Raw genomic sequence first — 21,291 nt, forward strand, 5'->3', positions numbered from 1 at the left:
ACGTTTATAAAATAGTCACCCAAAATGCCATTATGTTGTTGGTTTTAAAAATAATGACATGTCAGGGAAAGCAAAGCCCACCGTTAGCGAGACGGTGGGCTTTTTTTTGTGCCTGTTTTCCGTCTCTTTGTTGTACCAGCCCCCACCGCACCCGCATCACTCGCCCATGCTCGCACCACACCGGACAATAACCGCTCCTAATGCAGCAATAATGCTATTAGCTGGAGCCTGAATGTATGAGTGATTTTCACCACGGCGTGCAGGTCGTCGAGATTAACGACGGTACGCGCGTTATTTCTACTGTATCAACGGCCATTATCGGCATGGTGTGTACCGCCGCCGATGCTGATGCGGCAACCTTTCCCCTCAATATCCCGGTACTGATTACCAATGTGTTGTCTGCCGTCGGCAAGGCCGGGAAAAAAGGCACGCTGGCCGCTGCCCTGTCTGCCATCGCCGACCAGTCCAAACCCGTCACCGTTGTGGTGCGTGTGGCCGAGGGTAAAGATGAAGCCGAAACCATCAGCAATGTGATCGGCGGCAGCGACGAAAACGGCAAATACACCGGGATGAAAGCCCTGTTAGATGCCCTGTCGGTAACAGGCGTGAAGCCGCGCATTCTCGGTGCGCCGGGGCTGGACTCGCTGCCCGTTGCCACGGCGTTAGCGTCCATTTGTCAGTCGCTGTGTGCTTTTGGTTACGTCAGCGCGTGGGGCTGCAAAACCCTGTCGGACGCCATTAATTACCGGGAAAATTTCAGCCAGCGTGAACTGATGGTGATCTGGCCGGATTTTATCGCGTGGGACACCACGGCCAACGCCAGCGCCACAGCGTATGCCACCGCCCGCGCTCTGGGATTGCGTGCCAAAATCGACCAAGAGACAGGCTGGCATAAAACCCTGTCTAACGTCGGCGTGAACGGCGTGACGGGTATCAGCGCCTCGGTGTATTGGGATTTGCAGGCACCCGGCACCGACGCGGATTTACTGAATGAAGCAGGTGTCACCACGCTGGTTCGTAAGGACGGCTTCCGCTTCTGGGGTAACCGCACCTGTTCTGACGATCCGCTGTTCCTGTTTGAGAACTACACTCGCACCGCACAGGTACTGGCCGATACGATGGCCGAAGCACACATGTGGGCGGTGGATAAGCCTGTTACGCCAACGCTTATCAAAGACATTATCGAAGGTATCAAGGCGAAATTCCGTGAGCTGAAATCTAACGGCTACATCATTGATGCCGATTGCTGGTATGACGACACCGCCAACGATAAGGAAACGCTCAAGGCTGGGAAACTGTATATCGATTATGACTATACCCCCGTTCCCCCACTGGAAAATCTCACCCTGCGCCAGCGCATCACCGATAAATATCTGGTGAATCTGGCCGCGTCGGTCAACAGCTAAGGAGCTACCGCGCTATGGCACTGCCTCGCAAACTAAAATTTATGAACCTGTTCAATGACGGCATGAGCTACATGGGTGTCGCCACAGCCGTTACGCTGCCGAAACTCACGCGCAAGCTGGAGAACTATCGCGGCGGCGGCATGAACGGCACCGCGCCGATTGATTTTGGTCTGGACGATGACGCGCTATCGATGGAATGGACAATGGGCGGATTCGCTGACGAAACGTTGTTGGCACAGTATGCCGCACCGGGTGCCGATGCGGTGCTGCTGCGCTTTACCGGGTCGTATCAGCGTGACGACACCGGGGCAATTGTGACGGTAGAGGTTGTGATGCGTGGCCGTCATAAAGAAATCGACGGCGGCGAAAGCAAGCAGGGCGAAGACACAGAAACCAAAATTTCCACTCAATGTACCTATTACAAGTTGACCGTGGACGGCAAAGAAATGATCGAGATTGACACCATCAACATGATTGAGCGTGTCAACGGCGTTGACCGTCTGGAACAACACCGCCGGGCGATTGGTCTGGCGTAACCCTGTCCGGCCAGCCCGGCGCTGGCCGACTTCTTTCTATTTTCTATTTGAACACAGAGGCAACATCATGAACAAACACGACAACGTGGTCACACTGGAAACCCCTATCAAGCGCGGCGAAACCGTCATCGACACGATCACCCTGATTAAACCGACTACCGGAACACTGCGCGGCGTCAGCCTGGCGGCGCTGGCCGGGTCGGACGTCGACGCGATGATTAAAGTACTTCCGCGCATGACGCTACCAGCACTGACCGAAAGCGAAATCACCCGCCTTGAACTGCCGGATATGATTGCCATCGCAGGCAAGGTGATCGGTTTTTTGACGCCGAAATCGCAACAGGGAACCTCCCCCGAGGCCTGAGTGTTGATGAGCTGATGGCGGATATCGCGGTAATTTTTCACTGGCCGCCATCGGAGTTGTACCCAATGACCCTCACCGAGTTGATCCTGTGGCGCGACAAGGCGCTGAAACGCAGCGGACACCATAACAATGAGTAACACTCTACAGTTAAGCGTTTTGCTGAAAGCCGTGGACAGTGCGACTCGCCCGTTTAAGGCGGTGCAAACCGCCAGTAAAAAACTGTCGGGCGATATCCGTGATTCACAGACCCAGCTCAAAGACCTGAACGCACAGGCCGGGCGTATCGACGGTTTCCGCAAGACAAAAAACCAGCTCGGCGAAACAGGCGCAGCACTCCAGCAGGCGCAGGCCAAAGCCGCCGAACTGTCGGCGGAACTGCGCAATAGCGAGAATCCCACCAAACGGCAGGCGCAGGCGCTGGAGCGGGCGAAACGTCAGGCCGCCACGCTAAAAACGGAGTATGGCCAACTGCGCCAGTCGGTACAGCGCCAGCGTACTGAGTTAGAGCAGGCAGGCATCAGCACGCGCAATCTGTCCGGCGCGGAACGCCAGTTACGCACGGACATCACCCAGACAACGACGCTGCTTGACCAGCAACGCGCCGCGCTTTCCCGCGTCAACCAGCAACAGGAAAAACTGAACGCGGTCAGAAAGCGCTACGAGAAAGGCGCGGAAATCACCGCAGGTGTGCGCAATACCAGTGCGGCGGCGTTTGGCCTCGGTTCCGCGGCGCTGTATGCCGAAAGCCGCCTGATTGCGCCCTCGGTACAGGCCGACGGACACGGGGCGCGTATCGCGGCACAGACGGGCGGAAATGCTGCCGACGGCGAACAGTACACCCGCGTTATCAAAGAGGTTAACGCCTCGGGTGTAAGTAACGACCTCAACCAGATAGCGGACGCGGTGGCTGCGGTGCGCAGCACATTGGGGGCGATGGGAGACGTCGGGGAAACCGAGCTGGCGCGGATATCGCGGAAAGCGCTGGACATACAAACGGCGCTCGGTGGCGATGCAACCGAGAGTATCCAGATAGCCGCCATCATGATGAAAAACGGCCTCGCGAAGAACAGCGACGAGGCGTTTGATTTGATGGTATCCGGGATGCAGCGCGTGTCGGCGCAGATGCGCGGCGAACTGCCGGAAATCCTGCACGAATATTCGACCCACTTCCGCAACATGGGATTCAGCGGATCGGAAGCCATGACGCTGCTGGTTGAGATGGCGCAGCAAGGCAAGTTTGCGCTGGACAAGACAGGCGACGCTGTTAAAGAGTTCTCGATCCGTGGGTCGGACATGTCCAAAGCCAGCATTGAAGCGTATGACGCCGCCGGACTCAATGCCGCCAAAATGTCTACCGCCATTGCCAGCGGCGGCGATAAGGCGCGGGCGGCAATGCAAAAAACCGCCAACGGTCTGCTAAAAATCAAAGATCCGGCAGAACGGGCAAATGCCGCGATTGCTCTTTTCGGTACGCCGATTGAAGACCTGTCGATTGACCAGATACCGAAATTTCTGGCGGCGCTGGCCGGAGCCGAAAACAAGCTGGGTGATGTGTCCGGGGCGGCTGACCGCATGGGCGATACCCTGCGCGATAACCTTGAGGGGGATATCGGGCGGCTACAGGGCTCGATGGCCAGCCTGCGCTTTAACCTGTTCAATGACGATGACGGCGCACTGCGCAAACTGACGCAGGCCGCGGCGGAGTGGTTAACCCGCGTCAATGAATGGGTCAAGGCTAACCCGGAGCTGACGCGGCAGATAGTGATGGTGGGTGGCGCTGCCACGGCGTTAATTACTGTGCTGGGCGGGATCGGGCTGGTTGCGTGGCCTGTCATGAGTGGGATTAACGCATTAGTCGGCGGAGCGGGTTTACTGAGTGCCGGATTACGGTTCGCCGGAACACGCGGTATTACGCCGCTGTCAGGGGGATTAAACCGCCTCGGCGGCATGATCGGCTGGCTGGCAAAGTCGCCGCTGATGCTGCTACGTGCCGGAACCTCTGCGCTGACCTCGGTATTCGGGGCGGTCAGTAACCCGCTGACCATTATCCGGGGCGCGATGTCAGGGTTTGGCCGGGTGCTGATGTGGCTGTTTACGTCACCGCTGGCACTGCTGCGCACTGGCATTACGCTGGTTGGCAGTGCGTTAGGCGTCCTGCTGTCTCCCGTCGGGCTGGCCGTCGCGGCGATTGTCGGCGGTGCGCTACTTATCTGGAAATACTGGGAGCCGATTCAGGCCTTTATCGGCGGCGTGGTTGAGGGATTTGTTGCAGCAAGTGCGCCGATTATTGCGGCGTTTGAGCCGCTCCAGCCTGTCTTTACGTGGATTGGCGACAAAATCCGGGCGCTGTTTGGCTGGTTCGGTGACCTGCTGAATCCGGTCAAATCGACTGCCGCAGAGCTGGACGGTGCGGCCAGCATGGGGAAACGGTTCGGTGAGGCACTGGCTAACGGGCTGAACATTATCATGCACCCGCTGGAGTCGCTGAAAAAAGGCGTGTCGTGGCTGCTGGAAAAACTGGGGCTGGTTGACGAGAAATCGAAGAAGCTGCCAACCGCTGACAGTATCCTGCCGCCACAAGAGGCCGCCGCGCTCAAGGTCGGCGTGAGCCGTGCACCGATTCCGCAGGGCGATGACGCACAGGCGATTGCTGCCCGATACAGCGGAGTGAGTAAACCGGAAACAGTAGCGGATCCGGCGACCATCACCCACCGTCAGGACACGGCGGCGATGGCGTCAGCGAACATGTCTGCTTATCGCCCGATAGCGCAGACGGTTCAGACCAGTGCCGCATCGTCCCCGGTCAGCATTCACGCGCCGATCAGTATCGTTGCCCAACCCGGCCAGAGTGAAAAAGGCATCGCGCAGGAAGTCGCCCGTCAGCTTGAACAGCGGGAACGGGCGGCGCGGTCACGCGCCTTCAGTCAGTACAGTTATCAGGGAGGTGAATAAGATGATGCTCACGTTAGGGCTGTTTGTGTTCCAGCTCCAGACCCTGCCTTACCAGAACATGCAGCGCAACGTTGATTACCGCTGGCCGTCAAACAGTCGCGTCGGCCAGCGCCCGGCGTTGCAGTTCTTAGGCATTGAAGATGAGAAAATCACGCTGTCAGGGGAGCTGCTGCCGGAAATCACAGGCGGCACGCTGTCATTGTTGATGCTGGAGACGATGGCCGATCAGGGACGCGCATGGCCGCTGATTGAGGGTAGCGGCACCATTTACGGCGTGTTTGTGGTGAACAGTATCAGCCAGACGAAAACCGATTTTTTCACCGATGGCCGCGCCCGGCGGATTGAGTTTACTATCACGTTAACCCGCGTCGACTCGTCGCTGTCTGCGATGCTGGGCGATTTACGCCAGCAGGCGGAGGGATTGATCGGCAGCGCCGGGGAAATGGCTAACCGGGCGCAATCCGCCATTGGGGGGTTATTCGCATGATTAACCCGCTGAACGTTCGCGCAGGCAGCAAAATCGCCCCGGCGTACCTGCTGCGCCTCAATGAGCAGGACATTACAACCGCTATCAGTCCGCGCCTGCTATCACTGAGCCTGACGGATAACCGAGGCTTTGAGGCCGACCAGCTCGACATCGAGCTGGACGACAGCGACGGGCTGTTGCAATTACCCCGCCGGGGCGCGGTGCTGTCGGTGTTTTTGGGTTGGGAAGGTGAAGCGCTGATCGGTAAAGGTGATTTTACGGTGGATGAAATAGAACATCGTGGCACGCCGGATACGCTGACAATCCGAGCGCGGAGTGCTGATTTTCGCGGGTCGCTGAATTCGCGGCGTGAGCTGTCGTATCACGACACCACACTGGGGGCGATTGTTGAACAGGTGGCGAAGCGTAACAACCTTGCGCCGATGCTGGCTGACGGATTCGCGGGGATAAAAATTCCGCACATCGACCAGACGCAGGAAACCGACGCGGTATTTATTACCCGGCTGGCTGAGCGCAACGGGGCAATCGTGGCGATCAAAGCCGGGCGTTTGCTGTTTATCCGTCCCGGAACGGGGAAGACGGCCAGCGGCAAGCCCATCCCGCAGCAGATTATTGAACGCAGCGACGGCGATCAGCACAGTTTTAGTCTGGCTGACCGGGGCGCGTACACGGGCGTCACGGCAAGCTGGCTGCATACCAAAGAGCCGCAGCCTGAAAAGCCCAAAACGGTAAAGGTAAAACGTCAGAAAAAAGTGCTATTACATCAGGGGCCACAACCCCAGAAGACACACCCTAAAGCGAAAAAGGCAAAGAAGGAGCCAGAAGCCCGTGAGGGGGATTATCTGGTTGGCACGGATGAAAACGTGCTGGCGCTGACCACGGTTTTTGCGACTAAAGCACAGGCCACGCGCGCTGCACAGGCGAAGTGGGACAAGCTACAACGTGGTGTCGCGGAGTTTTCTATTACGCTGGCAATGGGACGCGCCGACCTGTTCCCGGAAACGCCGGTTCAGGTGAGCGGATTCAAACAGGTGATCGACGAACAGGAATGGACAATCTCAAAAGTGACGCACAGTTTGAGTAATAACGGCTACATTACCGCACTGGAGCTGGAAGTGCTGCTGTCTGATGTTGAGTATGAGGGAAGTGAACAGTAATTCATTTTCAAATCAATATTTGAAAAATCGAATAAAGTGATATGATTGACGATATAAACCAGACAGGACGATAAGGCGATTTACGAAATGATGCATTGCCCACTCTGCCAAAATGCAGCGCACGCGAGATCCAGCCGCTACATTACGAACAAGACAAAAGAGCGTTATCACCAGTGCCAGAATATCAACTGCGGTTGCACATTCAAGTCAATGGAAACCATCGCGGATATTATTATGACGCCGGGCGATGTTAAGCCCGTCCCGCCACACCCTGATCGGTCAAATCAGGGAACACTCTGGATTTAACACAGCAACCTAAAGCCCGCGAAAGCGGGTTTTCTTTTGCCTATCTGTCGCCACTGCTTTTTCTCTGCCGCCACTTTGCCGCCACTTAGATAAAAAAAAGCCTAGCATTTGCGCTAGGCTCTTGAAAAATAACAACATTCGGATGTTGCGAAAGCGCTATCTTAGTTAAGACGCTCTTTGATACGAGCAGACTTACCAGTACGCTCACGCAGGTAGTACAGTTTGGCTTTACGCACGGCACCACGACGTTTAACAGTAATGCTGTCAATAACCGGAGAGTGAGTCTGGAATACACGCTCCACGCCTTCGCCGTTAGAAATTTTGCGAACAGTGAATGCAGAATGCAGACCGCGGTTACGAATAGCGATAACCACGCCCTCGAATGCCTGCAGACGTTTTTTGCTGCCTTCAACAACCCATACCTTCACTTCTACGGAATCACCCGGACGAAATGCAGGTACGTCCTGCTTCATTTGTTCGTCTTCGATTTGCTTAATAATGTTGCTCATAATATGTCTCTTACCCTAGGTAAACTGATAGTTGGGTTCGCCAGGTCAAACCGGCGTAACCACCTAATACTCTTGTTGCTCAGACTGATATTCACGTTGGAATTCAGCCAGCAACCTTGTTTGCTCGTCAGTCAGAGCTAGGCTTTTCAGAAGTTCAGGTCTTCTAAGCCAGGTTCGGCCCAGCGACTGCTTCAATCGCCAGCGACGTATTTCCGCATGGTTGCCAGACAATAACACTGCCGGAACGTCCATGCCTTCCAGTATTTCAGGGCGAGTGAAATGAGGGCAGTCCAGCAATCCATCTGCAAAAGAATCTTCTTCTGCTGAAGCCTGATGTCCCAGAACGCCCGGTATAAAGCGGGCAACGGAGTCAATCAGGGTCATCGCTGGCAGTTCCCCACCGCTGAGTACGTAATCGCCGATCGACCATTCTTCATCAATTTCGGTTTTAATTACGCGCTCATCAATCCCTTCGTACCGTCCACAGACCAGAATCATTTTCTGGTTCGTAGCGAGTTGATGTACGCCTTGCTGATCTAATTTACGGCCCTGAGGTGATAAATAAATCACTTTCGCGCCTTCGCCTGCCGCTGCTTTTGCTGCGTGGATCGCATCCCGTAAAGGTTGCACCATCATCAGCATTCCGGGGCCGCCGCCATAAGGCCGATCGTCCACGGTGCGATGCCGATCGTAAGTGAAATCACGAGGACTCCAATACTGTACGTTCAGCAGGCCATTTTTAACTGCCCGGCCAGTGACTCCGTAATCAGTAATCGCACGGAACATCTCTGGAAACAGGCTAATCACCCCAATCCACATAGTCTCGTTCCGCTGGATACTACTGGTCGATTCAGAGTTCAAAAACCAGGATCCCAATCTACTTCAACAGTTTGAGCAGAAAGGTCGACGCGCTTAACAACCTGTTCGGTGAGGAACGGAACCAGCCGTTCCTTGACTCCGAAGGCATCTTTCAGGTTGGCCTTTATTACCATCACATCGTTCGAGCCGGTTTCCATCATGTCGATGATTTTACCTAACTCATAACCGGCTACGGTCACGACCTGACAGCCAATAAGATCCTTCCAGTAATAATCACCTTCACCCAGGTCGGGCAGTTGTGACGAATCTACGACAATTTCACAATTGGTCAGTAAATTAGCCGCATCACGATCATCAGCACCTTTCACTTTGATGATTAGGTCCTGATTGTGATACTTCCAGCCTTCAATCTCGACAAGCTGCCAACCGCTTTTACTCTGGATGAACCAAGGTTGATAATCAAAAATGCTCTCGGCATCTTCGGTGGATGAAAACACTCTGAGCCAACCTCGGATGCCATATGCCGACCCTATCTTCCCCATCACAATCGGGTTAACGGGAGGTTTAGGGCTGAGTTGATTGCTCATTATCACCACCGCAACAGGTTATGCTGCTTTTTTAGCGTCTTTGATCAGCGAAGATACGCGATCAGACACAGTTGCACCCAGACCAAGCCAATGCTCGATACGGTCCAGATCCAGACGCAGGGCTTCTGCTTGACCAGATGCGATTGGGTTGAAGAAACCTACGCGCTCGATGAAACGACCATCACGCGCATTGCGGCTATCGGTCACGACTACTTGATAGAAGGGGCGTTTTTTCGCGCCGCCACGTGCCAAACGAATTGTTACCATAACATCCTCTTTAGTGAATAAAACAACTGGGCTCCATCGAGGAACGGAGCCCAGTATGTCATATAAAAAGCCCGAAAATTTTACTCATTTTGGCGCAAAAAGCAATCTAAAGCGTATAATCACGCCAAGAGTTTCTCTACACCATCGATTTCGGTGATTAACGCCTCGGGAATCCAGGTGGCATCATCCCTTTCATACCGCGCATCATTTTCGCCAGACCGCCGTTTTTCATCTTCTTCATCATTCGTTGCATATCATCGAACTGTTTCAGAAGACGGTTCACGTCCTGTACCTGCATGCCGGAACCTTGCGCGATACGACGTTTACGCGACCCTTTAATAATTTCAGGTTTGGCACGCTCCTGACGCGTCATCGAATTAATGATCGCCTCCATACGCACCAGCACCTTGTCGTCCATTTGTGACTTAACATTATCAGGCAGTTGGCCCATGCCCGGCATTTTGCTCATCATGCTTGCCATGCCGCCCATGTTGCGCATCTGCTTGAGCTGGTCTAGGAAATCGGTCAAATCAAACCCATCGCCCTTCTTCAGCTTATTAGCAAGCTTTTCTGCCTGTGTGCGATCGACCTTGCTTTCAATATCTTCAATCAGTGAAAGCACATCGCCCATACCGAGAATTCGCGAGGCAACGCGCTCAGGGTAGAACGGCTCCAGCGCTTCGGTTTTCTCGCCGACACCGAGGAATTTAATTGGCTTGCCAGTAATATGGCGGATAGACAACGCCGCACCGCCACGGGCATCACCATCAATTTTGGTGAGGATCACACCGGTCAGCGGCAGCGCTTCATTAAAGGCTTTCGCCGTATTCGCCGCATCCTGCCCCGTCATGGCATCTACCACAAACAGCGTTTCAACCGGCTTAATCGCCGCATGAACCTGCTTGATTTCGTCCATCATCGCGTCGTCAACGTGGAGACGACCCGCGGTATCGACTAACAGGACATCGTAGAACTTCAGCTTAGCGTGTTGTAACGCCCGTTCTACGATAGCAAGGGGTTTTTCCTGGACGTCTGACGGGAAGAAATCGACACCCACTTGCTCTGCCAACGTTTCCAACTGTTTAATCGCCGCAGGGCGATAAACGTCAGCTGAAACCACCAGCACTTTTTTCTTATGCTTTTCGCGCAGGAATTTACCCAGCTTGCCCACGCTGGTCGTTTTACCCGCACCTTGCAGACCGGCCATCAGAACAACCGCAGGGGGTTGCGCGGCAAGATTCAGCTCGGCGTTGATTTCACCCATTGCGCTGACGAGTTCATTTTTAACAATCTTGACGAACTCTTGGCCCGGCGTAAGACTTTTATTGACCTCATGCCCGACAGCACGCTCTTTCACGCGATTGATAAAATCACGTACCACAGGTAACGCGACGTCGGCTTCCAGCAATGCCATACGCACTTCACGTAGCGTTTCTTTTATGTTGTCTTCAGTCAACCGCCCGCGGCCGCTGATATTGCGCAATGTGCGCGAGAGTCGATCGGTTAAATTTTCAAACATATCTCATGCTCAACGTAAGACAGGCCGCCAGCGCGACACGAATGGAAGAGATTATACACAAAAGCGGGAACGATCTCAGCGCTGCTGACGGAGAACTGTTGGTGCCCGCGACGACTAACGCTATACTGATTCTTCATTTTACCTAGTTGATATTTAATAACCTAATCTGTATGTCTGTTTTCGCTATTGTGGCGCTTGTCGCCTACACACTCAGCCTCGGACTGATTATCCCCAGTCTGCTGCGCAAGAACAGTGCATATCGTCGGCTGGCAATACTCTCGGCCAGCGCTGCGCTAATTTGTCATGCAGTGGCGCTCTATCAACGCATTTTCGATGTTCAGGTCGGCCAAAACCTTAGCTTGCTGAATATCGGCTCGCTGGTCAGTCTCATCATCTGTACGGTTATGACAATTGTCGCCGCGCGCGATCGCGGCTGGTTTATTCTCCCTATCGTCTACACCTTTGCGCTGATCAATCTGGCCTTCGCCAGCTTCATGCCGAGTGAATTTATTACGCATCTGGAAGCGTCACCGGGTTTGATGATCCATATCGGTCTGGCACTTTTCTCTTATGCAACCTTGCTGATTGCGGCACTTTATGCGCTCCAGCTTGCCTGGCTTGATTATCTGCTCAAGAATAAAAAGCTGGGGTTTGCCGCTGACATGCCGCCGCTGATGGGCATTGAACGTAAGATGTTTCACATCACGCAGATTGGCGTCATCCTGCTCACGCTAACGCTCTGTACCGGTTTGTTTTATATGGATGACCTGATCGATAACAAAGAGAACCTACACAAAGCCGTGTTCTCCCTGTTTGCCTGGTTCATCTATATTCTGCTGCTCTGGGGACATTACCATGAAGGATGGCGGGGACGGCGCGTCGTCTGGTTCAGCCTGATCGGCGCACTGATGCTGACGCTGTCCTACTTCGGCAGCAGGGTTATACAGCACTTCCTCGCAGTCTGACGCGTTCCGAGAACAAAAAAAGAGAACCCACTTTCGGTTCTCTTTTTTTATCTGCGCATATCCAACAAACTAGATATGTAGCTCAGCCAATTTATCTTTCGGCAGTGCCAGATCGTCATTTTGGTTGATACCAATATCGTGATCAACGATGTGCTGAGCAATGTCCTGCGCTTCCTTCAGTGAGTGCATCTCATAGGTGCCACACTGGAATTCGTTCAGCTCAGGAATTTTACGCTGATCAGTCACTTTCAGAACGTCCGCCATCGCCGCTTTCCAGGAATCAGCAACGCGTTGCTCATCCGGTGTGCCAATCAGGCTCATGTAGAAGCCCGTACGGCATCCCATCGGAGAAATGTCGATAATCTCAACGCCATCACCGTTTAAATGATCGCGCATAAAGCCAGCAAACAGGTGCTCTAGCGTGTGGATGCCACGCTCTGGCATGACTTCAATGTTCGGACGACAGAAGCGCAGGTCAAATACCGTGATATTGTCGCCATGAGGGGTTTTCATGGTTTTAGCAACCCGAACTGCGGGTGCGGCCATACGAGTATGGTCAACGGTAAAGCTGTCTAATAACGGCATAATTTCACCTCCTCAAAGAAAAAAATTCATTTTTTCTCGTTTCCGAGAACTTTTCCTTTTTATGCGAGTCTGACTTACTGAAAGACGCGCATTTATTATCATCATCCCTATTAGAGATGTTTATTTGGCCACAGTTTCTGTGGCCTTTTCTTTTTAATGCGTTGCCAGATAGTCGTCAAAATTCATCGTATCTTCAGACTCAATCTGACGTTGACGCTGCCAGGAGTTCTCGCTCGCAGCAGCCAATTGTTCTTCCGTCAACACCTGCAGCGGCTCGCTGCTGAGCATTTTGCGGTATTCTTCCGCTAAATTCAGCCCCACGCTACCATTGCCTTCTTGCTTCATCAACGTTAATAGTCGACCAGAGAACGTCGTTTCTGGATCGTCAAAACCGACAAGCAGCTCATCGCATACCTGCTGATAGTGTGGTTGATTGTTTTCCGCGTCCAGCACTTCCGCAACGCGACGTAAATCCGCAAACAGAGATTTTCCCACCTCAGCAATTGGCTGCTGGATGGTTTCACATCGCATACCCACCGTTTGCCCTGGTTTACGTCCTTCCAGAATCACTCGATTCCAGTTTTTACGCGTACACAGTAGCTCATCAGCGCTCATTTCAGGCGCATCTGCCAGCGCACACCAGATCAGGAATAAATCCAGGAAACGAACCTGGCTTTCACTCACCCCGGTCGGAGAGAAAGGATTAATATCCAGTGAACGCACTTCGATATATTCGATTCCGCCACGCAACAAGGCATCAGATGGCGTTTCACCCGCACGCGTCACACGCTTCGGACGAATCGGCGCATAAAGCTCGTTCTCAATCTGCAAAACGTTCGTATTCAATTGTAGATAACGACCATCCTTCTTCATACCAACCCGAGCATACTCCTCAGATGGCGTTTTTATCGCGCGTTTTAACGCAGCGACATAGGTATCCAAGTCGTTAAACGTAATCCCCAGATTGCTCTGTGATTTATTGGTATAGCCTAAATCACTGAGACGCAGAGAGGTCGCATAAGGCAGATAAAGCATGCCTTTTTCCGTACGCTCAAACGGCAGTGCGGTTTCCCGGCCTTTAAGGAAAGAAGAACAGATCGCCGGAGAAGCACCAAACAGATAAGGTATCACCCAGCCAAAGCGGTAATAGTTACGGATCAGTCTGAAGTATCCCGCAGATATCGCTTTTTTCCCGCTTTCTGCATCAGTCACTCCTTCTCGTGCCTGCCAGAATGACAGAGGAAGAGAGAAGTTATAATGCACGCCGGAAATAGTCTGCATCAACGCGCCATAGCGGTTTTTCAGCCCTTCACGATAAAGCGTTTTGAAGCGCCCAATATTTGATGAGCCATACTGTGCCAGCTCTATATTTTGCTCGCTGTCGATAAAGCACGGCATGCTCAGTGGCCACATCCGCTCATCGCCCAGATTGCGGGAAACGTGACGATGAATATCACGCAGAAACGTCAGCAGATGATCGACATCTTTATCGACCGGCGTAATAAACTCTAACAGCGCTTCTGCAAAGTCTGTCGTAATCCACGGGTGTGCCAACGCCGAACCCAATATCTCGGGGTGCCCAGTCGTAGCAAGATGTCCGTTTGCTGTTACACGCAATGTTTCGCGTTCAATTCCACGCTGAATACCCTTCACTGCCAGTGGGTGTTTTTCCAGCCAAGAAAGTGCTTCTGAAATGTCCGGGATCAAATCGACCTCCCGTTGTTAAAATGTAATGGTTGTAAGCATAATTGAAACTCAGCAGCACTCACCAGTTCGCATTGCAATCTGGTTAAGACCACCACGCCATCCCCTGTAACGTTATACCCGTCAATACGATATACCGCAGCGCTTTTCCAATACCGATGAAAACCGCCGATTGCACCCAGGGCATGCGTAGCCAACCCGCTAACACGCACAATAAATCGCCTACTACCGGCACCCAGCTAAATAACAACGCAGCGCAGCCATAGCGCTGTAACCAGCGCATGGCCACCGAATACCCAGCTTGTTGTTTTGGCTGAGGGAGTAAGCGCCCTATAAAAATATTTGTTAACCCACCCAGCGTATTTCCTACCGTTGCCACAGCGACCAACAGGTAGGGCTTTGCGCTGTCAGCAAGCAATAACGTTACCAGCAGCACTTCTGAACTGCCAGGCAACAGTGTTGCACTGAGCAGGCTACTCCAGAAAAGAGAAAAAACAGCCCAGAACTCACTCACAATGTATGGACGTCAACCACGGCCATGTTAGCGCGTTTAGCGGCTTCAATACCGTAGTCTGCATCTTCAAACACGATACAGTGTTCCGGTGCGACAGAAATCAACTCAGCGCAACGCAGAAAGGTATCGGGGAAAGGCTTATGCTGAATAACATCATCAGCCCCAACGATTGCATCAAAATAATCATGCAACCCCAAATGCGTTAGCAATCTATCAGCCATGCCATGCGTGCTACCTGTGCCAACTGCCATAGGACGCCGTCCGCGATAGTGCTTAACAACATCAATCAGCGGCAGTGGTTTTACCGTATCCAGCAGCATTTCCTCAACAACAGCGGTTTTTTCCGCCGCGAGTTGGTGAGCATCAATATCGGCCTGATGACTGTCGATAATACGCTGTGCAATACGCCAGGTGGGCGAGCCGTTCAATGCTGTCATGGCACTGGCATCATATCTCATACCATATCGGGCAAGAACCTGATCCCACGCTTTATGGTGCGTTGGTTCGGTATCAAGCAGGGTGCCATCCATATCAAAGATCAGCCCTTGATAGCGATCGTACATCATGACTCCATGATCACTGAAAAGAGAGCTTACTTTATCGTAAAGTGAAAACGTTGTCGCTTACTCAATAACCTTATAAAAAACAGGTTATTACCCCCAGAGTAGTAAGACAGCCTTCATTGACTCGTCGGCTCGATCTCAATATGTAGGCAAGGGAGAGGTAAGAATGAATACACGGACGTGATGAGAAAAATATCGTTCTGATATCAGCAAAATAAAGGGCAGTGCCGCTATAGCGCTAACAATATGATAAAGAGTAGTTGGGTAAAACAGAAATGAGGCATCGGAGAAAATCATCTGGTTTGCTTAGCACTTCGGGCTGTAGCTAAAGCAAGATTATGCTTATCGATTCGTGCTAAGGAAAAAAACAACACTGGGATTCTATTTACATCGAAATATGGTGCATCCGGGAGGATTCGAACCTCCGACCGCTCGGTTCGTAGCCGAGTACTCTATCCAGCTGAGCTACGGATGCAGAGTGTGGTGCAGAAACAATGGGGTGAGCAATTAAACGAGATACTTAAGAATGGTGCATCCGGGAGGATTCGAACCTCCGACCGCTCGGTTCGTAGCCGAGTACTCTATCCAGCTGAGCTACGGATGCATTAGTAATTCTTCATCTGCGACAAAACTTGCTTTCACTAATACTACTTGCCTTGCAAAGGCAGTATTTAATGGTGCATCCGGGAGGATTCGAACCTCCGACCGCTCGGTTCGTAGCCGAGTACTCTATCCAGCTGAGCTACGGATGCATATTAAATGGCGGTGAGGGAGGGATTCGAACCCTCGATGCAGCTTTTGACCGCATACTCCCTTAGCAGGGGAGCGCCTTCAGCCTCTCGGCCACCTCACCTTACATTACCTGATTTGCTACTAAGAACTTCTTGTTAGTGCTCACCGGTACTGCGTGGCGCACATATTACTTTCCCAGACTTATAAGTCAAACAATTTTTCCCACCTTGCGTTCGTTTGAACAATTCGCATCCAAGACGCGCACTTTCACAACAAAAAGTCTATTTTATCGACAGTAAAACAGGCGGTTACCTTGCCAAAGGAAGCGCACAGTAAAAATGGATATATCGATAATTGTGTGGGGGAAAAGCCGGAAATAACAATTGCGTCCCGCGAACACGAGACGCATTGTCAATCAATATGACGTTGGTTGAGATTTTTCGGCCTGAATACGCTGATAGATCTCTTCACGGTGGACAGAAACCTCTTTAGGCGCATTAACACCAATACGCACCTGGTTGCCTTTCACTCCTAATACGGTAACCGTTACCTCATCGCCGATCATGAGGGTTTCGCCAACTCGACGAGTCAAAATAAGCATTCTTTGCTCCTTGAAAGATTATAAAGAGTCGGGTCTCTCTGTCTCCCCGCCATTATCCATCATGTGCCGTGAAAACGTAAACCTAGACGATGGTATAACCACACCATCACACTCCGGTTTGTCACTACTTGTTAGTTTAGTCGATATCAGTAGCTTGTGCTTTTGTTATCACAACAACAGGACTGAGCATGTAAAGCTTCAGAATATCTGAAGGTAACACACTTTCTATCCTGCTTGCCGGATCCTTTTCCGCAGACAAAAACGCCACAACCAGAAAGTTATGGCGTTTTGTCGGATAACACGAATAAAACGTTATCTGTCGTTTTACAGCTTAGCAGCAACCCAAGATTCAACGCTTGCCAGCGCAGCAGGCAGTGCAGACACGTCTGAGCCACCGGCCTGAGCCATATCTGGGCGACCACCGCCTTTACCGCCAACCTGCTGGGCAACAAACCCAATCAGTTCACCGGCTTTTACACGGTCAGTCAGATCTTTCGTTACACCAGAAATCAAACTAACCCGACCTTCTGCCGCCGTTCCAAGAACGATAACAGCAGATCCAAGCTGATTCTTCAGGTCATCAACCATCGTGCGCAGCAGCTTAGGATCCACGTTGTCCAGTTGCGTAACCAGCAACTTCACACCGTTAACCTCTTTTGCTTTTCCAGACAGCGACGAGCTTTCCTGTGCTGCTTGCTGAGCCTTCAACTGCTGAAGCTCTTTCTCCAACGCACGGGCACGATCCAGAACAGAGCGTACCTTATCCGTCAGGTTGTGACTATCCCCTTTCAGCAGTTGCGCGATGTCTTGCAAAACATCACTTTGGCGATGCAGTGCAGACAGCGCATTCTCACCTGTGGTCGCTTCAATACGACGCACGCCGGCAGCAGTGCCTGATTCAGAAATGATCTGGAACAGGCCAATATCACCGGTACGGCTTGCGTGCGTGCCGCCACACAGTTCAATGGAGAAATCACCCATTGTCAGAACACGGACATGGTCGTCGTACTTCTCGCCGAACAGCGCCATTGCGCCCTTCGCTCTCGCATCATCCAGCGCCATGACATCCGTTTGCACGGTAAGGTTACGGCGGATTTGCGCGTTAACGATATCTTCAACCTGACGAATCTGCTCAGGTTTCATCGCTTCCGTATGTGAGAAGTCAAAACGCAGATAGCTATCGTTAACCAGAGAGCCTTTCTGTGCAACGTGATCGCCCAGAACCTGACGCAGCGCAGCATGTAGCAGGTGCGTCGCAGAGTGGTTCAGACGAATGCGATCGCGACGTTGGCTATCAACATTTGCATCAACGCTGTCGTTAACACGCAGCGTACCCTGAGTCAGTTTACCGACGTGGCCGATTGCCTGACCGTATTTCTGGGTATCCTGAACGGCAAAGCTGACGCCCGCATTTTTCAGTTCACCCTGATCACCAACCTGACCACCGGATTCACCATAGAATGGCGTTTCGTTCAGAATCACAACCGCTTCATCACCTGCCGCAATCTGATCAACCGCGTTTCCATTGTGATAAATCGCAATAACCTTCGCTTGCTGCTGCGTTTTTTCATAGCCGCAGAACGGTGTGTTTTCATCTACACGGATGAGGCTGTTGTAATCTACGCCAAATCCGCTGGCTTCACGTGCACGCTGGCGCTGAGCCGTCATCGCAGCTTCAAAACCTTCTTCATCGACTTTCAGGCCGCGCTCACGGCACACATCCGCAGTGAGGTCGACAGGGAAGCCATAGGTGTCATACAGGCGGAAGGCCGTTTCACCATCAAGAGTATCCCCTTTCAGGTTTTTAATTTCTTCGTCCAGCAGAGACAAGCCGCGTTCCAGCGTGCGGGCAAACTGCTCTTCTTCCGTCTTCAGCGCCTGCTCAACCACAGACTGCTGTTTTTTCAATTCTTCTGCGGCTGGCCCCATGACTTCAATCAGCGGTGCAACCAGTTTGTAGAAGAAAGCATCCGTAGCGCCCAGCATGTTACCGTGGCGCGCAGCGCGGCGGATAATACGGCGCAGAACATAACCACGGTTTTCATTAGATGGCATCACGCCATCGGCAATCAGGAACGCACAAGAGCGGATATGGTCGGCGATAACACGCAGCGATTTATTGGTTAAATCCGTCGTTCCGACGGCTTTCGCTACCGCCTCAATCAGCGTTTTGAACAAATCAATGTCATAATTTGAATTGACGTGCTGCAAAACAGCAGAAACGCGTTCTAACCCCAGACCGGTATCAACGGAAGGTTTTGGCAGTGGCAACATTGTGCCGTCAACCTGACGGTTGAACTGCATGAACACCAGATTCCAGATTTCGATATAGCGATCGCCGTCTTCATCAGGGCTTCCCGGCGGGCCACCTGCGATGTGCTCACCGTGATCGAAGAAAATCTCGGTACATGGACCACACGGCCCCGTTTCGCCCATCTGCCAGAAATTATCAGAGGCGTAAGGTCCGCCTTTGTTATCACCAATACGAATAATTCTTTCGCGCGGTACGCCAACTTCATCAGCCCAAATGTCGTAGGCTTCATCATCAGTTGCGTATACCGTTACCCACAGTTTTTCTTTCGGCAGATTGAACCACTGAGGAGACGTCAGCAATTCCCACGCATAGCGAATCGCATCATGCTTGAAGTAATCACCGAAGCTGAAGTTACCCAGCATTTCAAAGAAGGTGTGGTGGCGTGCGGTATAACCTACGTTTTCCAGGTCATTATGTTTACCACCGGCACGAACGCAACGCTGCGAGGTTGTCGCTCGGACATAGCTACGTTTATCCAGACCGAGGAACACATCTTTGAACTGGTTCATACCCGCATTGGTGAATAACAATGTCGGATCGTTGTTCGGCACCAGAGAGCTGCTATCAACAACCTGGTGTCCCTTACTGTGGAAAAAATCGAGAAACGCTTGACGGATCTCAGCGGTGCTCTTGCTCATAATTGTCCTGGAATCAAGCTAGAAGAACAGATCGCGGGCAAGGTTAGTCCAGCATGCTGACGTTACCGAGCAACTCACGAACAAAAAGTGGGAATAAGATAAATTTTCTTCGATGGGAAGTAAAATCCCGTGTGCGTTCAATCTGAAAAATTCGTATAAATTGACTGGATTTCTTCATGAAAGAAGCCACGATAGAGCAGATATCGCTGATGTTTGACTTTGTCTTTCCATTCATCGGACAGAGGGTGCCCGAATTTTCGTTCCACAACCGATTTCGCCAGCGCACACCAATCGATATCACTCTCGTTTAATGCCGTGGCTAACGTCGTTTTATCGATTCCTTTCTGGCTTAGCTCCATTTTGATTCGTTGGGCACCATAGCCTTTGCGGCTCCGGCTGCTGATATAGCGGCGAGCATAGCGCTCGTCATCCAGCCAACCATGTTCCTTGCAGTACGCAATAGCCGCTTCCACATCTTCTGCCGCAGCGCTGGCTGTGGCTTCGTCTGCTTCATCTTCTGCTTTTGCACTTTCTGACTTATATAAATACGCCGCACATTTGCGGCGTATTTCGGTTTCACTATAATCGCGAACAGAAAGCACATTCATCGCATAGCGTAATGGTTTATTCATCCATCTACCCGCTGAAGTGCTCTGTCGGCGATAATTCAGCCACCATTAAAATTCTTCGTTACCTTCACCAGCGAGTTCATCTTCGTCACGGCTATTTCCAGCAGCGGCTGGCGTCAGTTCATTGCCTTTGTGCAGCAGCATTTCACGCAATTTCTTATCCAGTTCCGCAGCAATCGTCGGGTTCTCTTTCAGGAAATTACAGGCATTCGCTTTACCCTGACCGATCTTGTCGCCGTTATAGCTATACCAGGCACCGGCTTTTTCGATCAGCTTGTGTTTCACACCCAGATCAACCAGCTCACCGTGGATATTGATGCCTTCTCCGTACAGGATTTGGAATTCAGCCTGTTTGAACGGCGCTGCCACTTTATTCTTCACGACTTTCACGCGGGTTTCGCTGCCGACAACTTCTTCGCCTTCCTTGATAGCGCCAGTACGACGAATATCCAAACGAACGGAGGCGTAAAACTTCAGTGCGTTACCACCAGTGGTGGTTTCAGGGTTACCGAACATCACACCGATTTTCATACGAATCTGGTTAATGAAGATCAGCAGCGTATTCGCTTGCTTCAGATTACCCGCCAGTTTACGCATAGCCTGGCTCATCATACGTGCAGCCAGCCCCATGTGGGAGTCGCCGATTTCACCTTCAATTTCTGCTTTCGGCGTCAATGCCGCAACGGAGTCGACGATGATAACGTCAACAGCGCCAGAGCGCGTGAGCGCATCACAGATCTCCAACGCTTGCTCGCCGGTATCCGGCTGAGAACACAGCAGGTTATCGATATCTACGCCAAGTTTTTTCGCATAAATCGGGTCCAGCGCATGCTCAGCATCGATAAACGCACACGTTTTGCCTTCACGCTGAGCGGCAGCAATAACCTGTAAAGTCAGCGTTGTTTTACCGGAAGATTCTGGGCCATAAATCTCAACGATACGCCCCATCGGTAAACCACCGGCGCCCAGTGCGATATCCAGGGACAAAGAGCCTGTAGAAATGGTTTCAACATCCATTGAGCGATCTTCGCCCAACCGCATGATAGAACCTTTACCAAATTGCTTTTCGATTTGGCCCAGTGCTGCCGCAAGTGCCTTTTGTTTGTTCTCATCAATAGCCATTTCTGCTCCTGTCAT

The 21,291-nt window shown here is 52.0% G+C and carries 22 protein-coding genes and 4 tRNA genes; 9 read left to right on the top strand and 17 right to left on the bottom strand.

Annotation, left to right across the window (positions count from 1 at the left end; translation table 11 throughout):
• The first annotated feature begins 236 nt into the window (after positions 1–236).
• The 8 genes from LOZ86_RS16620 (at position 237) to LOZ86_RS16655 (ending at position 7,208) form a co-directional block, all read left to right on the top strand.
• A complete protein-coding gene (locus LOZ86_RS16620) occupies positions 237–1,406 on the top strand; it encodes a phage tail sheath protein (RefSeq protein ID WP_230242459.1) in 1,170 nt (389 codons plus the stop codon).
• A 14-nt stretch (positions 1,407–1,420) separates the two neighbouring features.
• Positions 1,421–1,942 (top strand): phage major tail tube protein, encoded by a 522-nt coding sequence (locus LOZ86_RS16625; RefSeq protein WP_039512476.1) that lies wholly within the window; start codon positions 1,421–1,423, stop codon positions 1,940–1,942.
• A gap of 67 nt (positions 1,943–2,009) precedes the next feature.
• A complete protein-coding gene (locus tag LOZ86_RS16630; RefSeq protein WP_230242461.1) occupies positions 2,010–2,306 on the top strand; it encodes a phage tail assembly protein in 297 nt (98 codons plus the stop codon).
• Between the two features lie 14 nt (positions 2,307–2,320).
• A complete protein-coding gene (locus LOZ86_RS16635; RefSeq protein ID WP_010310409.1) occupies positions 2,321–2,443 on the top strand; it encodes a GpE family phage tail protein in 123 nt (40 codons plus the stop codon).
• Entirely contained in the window at positions 2,436–5,258 is a 2,823-nt protein-coding gene (locus tag LOZ86_RS16640; protein ID WP_230242463.1) for a phage tail tape measure protein, read from the top strand. Before LOZ86_RS16635 ends, LOZ86_RS16640 begins: the two co-directional genes overlap by 8 nt.
• A gap of 1 nt (position 5,259) precedes the next feature.
• Complete coding sequence (locus LOZ86_RS16645) at positions 5,260–5,745, top strand: phage tail protein (RefSeq protein ID WP_103161057.1); 486 nt, start codon at positions 5,260–5,262, stop codon at positions 5,743–5,745.
• On the top strand, positions 5,742–6,902 hold the full coding sequence (locus tag LOZ86_RS16650) for a phage late control D family protein (protein ID WP_103199360.1): 1,161 nt from the start codon (positions 5,742–5,744) through the stop codon (positions 6,900–6,902). The genes LOZ86_RS16645 and LOZ86_RS16650 overlap by 4 nt, the downstream gene beginning before the upstream one ends.
• 87 nt (positions 6,903–6,989) lie before the next feature.
• Positions 6,990–7,208 carry a DNA-binding transcriptional regulator gene (locus LOZ86_RS16655; protein WP_103161059.1) on the top strand — a complete coding sequence of 73 codons (219 nt, stop codon included), beginning with the start codon at positions 6,990–6,992 and terminating at the stop codon, positions 7,206–7,208.
• 161 nt (positions 7,209–7,369) lie between these two features.
• Here the strand turns inward: LOZ86_RS16655 and rplS are convergent, their stop codons facing one another.
• The 5 genes from rplS to ffh all read right to left on the bottom strand — a co-directional run bounded on the left by rplS (position 7,370) and on the right by ffh (position 10,909).
• Positions 7,370–7,717, bottom strand: coding sequence for a 50S ribosomal protein L19 (rplS, locus tag LOZ86_RS16660; protein WP_039483928.1), 348 nt, complete (start codon positions 7,715–7,717; stop codon positions 7,370–7,372).
• 63 nt (positions 7,718–7,780) lie between these two features.
• Positions 7,781–8,536, bottom strand: coding sequence for a tRNA (guanosine(37)-N1)-methyltransferase TrmD (trmD, locus tag LOZ86_RS16665; protein WP_039483926.1), 756 nt, complete (start codon positions 8,534–8,536; stop codon positions 7,781–7,783).
• A gap of 38 nt (positions 8,537–8,574) precedes the next feature.
• Positions 8,575–9,123, bottom strand: a complete 549-nt coding sequence (rimM, locus tag LOZ86_RS16670) for a ribosome maturation factor RimM (RefSeq protein ID WP_039483924.1) — start codon at positions 9,121–9,123, stop codon at positions 8,575–8,577.
• Between the two features lie 18 nt (positions 9,124–9,141).
• The gene (rpsP, locus tag LOZ86_RS16675; protein WP_010285998.1) at positions 9,142–9,390 is read right to left on the bottom strand and encodes a 30S ribosomal protein S16; all 249 of its coding nucleotides are present in this window, start codon (positions 9,388–9,390) and stop codon (positions 9,142–9,144) included.
• A 157-nt stretch (positions 9,391–9,547) separates the two neighbouring features.
• A complete protein-coding gene (gene ffh / locus LOZ86_RS16680; RefSeq protein WP_039483922.1) occupies positions 9,548–10,909 on the bottom strand; it encodes a signal recognition particle protein in 1,362 nt (453 codons plus the stop codon).
• 170 nt (positions 10,910–11,079) lie between these two features.
• Between ffh and LOZ86_RS16685 the strand changes: the two genes are divergently transcribed.
• On the top strand, positions 11,080–11,874 hold the full coding sequence (locus LOZ86_RS16685) for a cytochrome C assembly family protein (RefSeq protein ID WP_039483921.1): 795 nt from the start codon (positions 11,080–11,082) through the stop codon (positions 11,872–11,874).
• A gap of 69 nt (positions 11,875–11,943) precedes the next feature.
• Here the strand turns inward: LOZ86_RS16685 and luxS are convergent, their stop codons facing one another.
• From luxS to recA, 12 genes are all read right to left on the bottom strand, one after another.
• Positions 11,944–12,459 (bottom strand): S-ribosylhomocysteine lyase, encoded by a 516-nt coding sequence (gene luxS, locus LOZ86_RS16690; RefSeq protein WP_014916315.1) that lies wholly within the window; start codon positions 12,457–12,459, stop codon positions 11,944–11,946.
• 153 nt (positions 12,460–12,612) lie between these two features.
• Entirely contained in the window at positions 12,613–14,166 is a 1,554-nt protein-coding gene (gene gshA / locus LOZ86_RS16695) for a glutamate--cysteine ligase (RefSeq protein ID WP_039483919.1), read from the bottom strand.
• Between the two features lie 82 nt (positions 14,167–14,248).
• A complete protein-coding gene (locus tag LOZ86_RS16700; protein ID WP_039483917.1) occupies positions 14,249–14,677 on the bottom strand; it encodes a YqaA family protein in 429 nt (142 codons plus the stop codon).
• Complete coding sequence (yqaB, locus tag LOZ86_RS16705; protein WP_039514161.1) at positions 14,674–15,240, bottom strand: fructose-1-phosphate/6-phosphogluconate phosphatase; 567 nt, start codon at positions 15,238–15,240, stop codon at positions 14,674–14,676. Before yqaB ends, LOZ86_RS16700 begins: the two co-directional genes overlap by 4 nt.
• A 398-nt stretch (positions 15,241–15,638) precedes the next feature.
• Positions 15,639–15,715 (bottom strand) — tRNA-Arg (locus LOZ86_RS16710).
• A gap of 52 nt (positions 15,716–15,767) precedes the next feature.
• A tRNA-Arg gene (locus tag LOZ86_RS16715) sits at positions 15,768–15,844 on the bottom strand.
• A gap of 71 nt (positions 15,845–15,915) precedes the next feature.
• Positions 15,916–15,992, bottom strand: a tRNA-Arg gene (locus LOZ86_RS16720).
• Between the two features lie 8 nt (positions 15,993–16,000).
• A tRNA-Ser gene (locus LOZ86_RS16725) sits at positions 16,001–16,093 on the bottom strand.
• 294 nt (positions 16,094–16,387) lie between these two features.
• Positions 16,388–16,573, bottom strand: a complete 186-nt coding sequence (gene csrA / locus LOZ86_RS16730; protein ID WP_005972168.1) for a carbon storage regulator CsrA — start codon at positions 16,571–16,573, stop codon at positions 16,388–16,390.
• A gap of 324 nt (positions 16,574–16,897) precedes the next feature.
• A complete protein-coding gene (gene alaS / locus LOZ86_RS16735; protein WP_230242471.1) occupies positions 16,898–19,525 on the bottom strand; it encodes an alanine--tRNA ligase in 2,628 nt (875 codons plus the stop codon).
• Positions 19,526–19,662: 137 nt separating this feature from the next.
• A complete protein-coding gene (gene recX, locus LOZ86_RS16740; protein WP_039483909.1) occupies positions 19,663–20,157 on the bottom strand; it encodes a recombination regulator RecX in 495 nt (164 codons plus the stop codon).
• Positions 20,158–20,202: 45 nt separating this feature from the next.
• Positions 20,203–21,276: a recombinase RecA gene (recA, locus tag LOZ86_RS16745; protein ID WP_039483907.1), complete on the bottom strand. Its 1,074-nt coding sequence runs from the start codon at positions 21,274–21,276 to the stop codon at positions 20,203–20,205.
• Positions 21,277–21,291 lie beyond the last annotated feature (15 nt).

The organism is Pectobacterium parvum, from assembly GCF_020971565.1.
GTDB lineage: Bacteria > Pseudomonadota > Gammaproteobacteria > Enterobacterales > Enterobacteriaceae > Pectobacterium > Pectobacterium polare.

What these genes read in the sequence shown, in the direction of transcription:
- LOZ86_RS16620 (WP_230242459.1), top strand. Translation starts at nt 237, where the DNA reads ATGAGTGATTTTCACCACGGCGTGCAGGTCGTCGAGATTAACGACGGT.
- LOZ86_RS16625 (WP_039512476.1), top strand. Translation starts at nt 1,421, where the DNA reads ATGGCACTGCCTCGCAAACTAAAATTTATGAACCTGTTCAATGACGGC.
- LOZ86_RS16630 (WP_230242461.1), top strand. Translation starts at nt 2,010, where the DNA reads ATGAACAAACACGACAACGTGGTCACACTGGAAACCCCTATCAAGCGC.
- LOZ86_RS16635 (WP_010310409.1), top strand. Translation starts at nt 2,321, where the DNA reads ATGGCGGATATCGCGGTAATTTTTCACTGGCCGCCATCGGAGTTGTAC.
- LOZ86_RS16640 (WP_230242463.1), top strand. Translation starts at nt 2,436, where the DNA reads ATGAGTAACACTCTACAGTTAAGCGTTTTGCTGAAAGCCGTGGACAGT.
- LOZ86_RS16645 (WP_103161057.1), top strand. Translation starts at nt 5,260, where the DNA reads ATGATGCTCACGTTAGGGCTGTTTGTGTTCCAGCTCCAGACCCTGCCT.
- LOZ86_RS16650 (WP_103199360.1), top strand. Translation starts at nt 5,742, where the DNA reads ATGATTAACCCGCTGAACGTTCGCGCAGGCAGCAAAATCGCCCCGGCG.
- LOZ86_RS16655 (WP_103161059.1), top strand. Translation starts at nt 6,990, where the DNA reads ATGATGCATTGCCCACTCTGCCAAAATGCAGCGCACGCGAGATCCAGC.
- rplS (WP_039483928.1), bottom strand. Translation starts at nt 7,717, where the DNA reads ATGAGCAACATTATTAAGCAAATCGAAGACGAACAAATGAAGCAGGAC.
- trmD (WP_039483926.1), bottom strand. Translation starts at nt 8,536, where the DNA reads ATGTGGATTGGGGTGATTAGCCTGTTTCCAGAGATGTTCCGTGCGATT.
- rimM (WP_039483924.1), bottom strand. Translation starts at nt 9,123, where the DNA reads ATGAGCAATCAACTCAGCCCTAAACCTCCCGTTAACCCGATTGTGATG.
- rpsP (WP_010285998.1), bottom strand. Translation starts at nt 9,390, where the DNA reads ATGGTAACAATTCGTTTGGCACGTGGCGGCGCGAAAAAACGCCCCTTC.
- ffh (WP_039483922.1), bottom strand. Translation starts at nt 10,909, where the DNA reads ATGTTTGAAAATTTAACCGATCGACTCTCGCGCACATTGCGCAATATC.
- LOZ86_RS16685 (WP_039483921.1), top strand. Translation starts at nt 11,080, where the DNA reads ATGTCTGTTTTCGCTATTGTGGCGCTTGTCGCCTACACACTCAGCCTC.
- luxS (WP_014916315.1), bottom strand. Translation starts at nt 12,459, where the DNA reads ATGCCGTTATTAGACAGCTTTACCGTTGACCATACTCGTATGGCCGCA.
- yqaB (WP_039514161.1), bottom strand. Translation starts at nt 15,240, where the DNA reads ATGTACGATCGCTATCAAGGGCTGATCTTTGATATGGATGGCACCCTG.
- csrA (WP_005972168.1), bottom strand. Translation starts at nt 16,573, where the DNA reads ATGCTTATTTTGACTCGTCGAGTTGGCGAAACCCTCATGATCGGCGAT.
- alaS (WP_230242471.1), bottom strand. Translation starts at nt 19,525, where the DNA reads ATGAGCAAGAGCACCGCTGAGATCCGTCAAGCGTTTCTCGATTTTTTC.
- recX (WP_039483909.1), bottom strand. Translation starts at nt 20,157, where the DNA reads ATGAATAAACCATTACGCTATGCGATGAATGTGCTTTCTGTTCGCGAT.
- recA (WP_039483907.1), bottom strand. Translation starts at nt 21,276, where the DNA reads ATGGCTATTGATGAGAACAAACAAAAGGCACTTGCGGCAGCACTGGGC.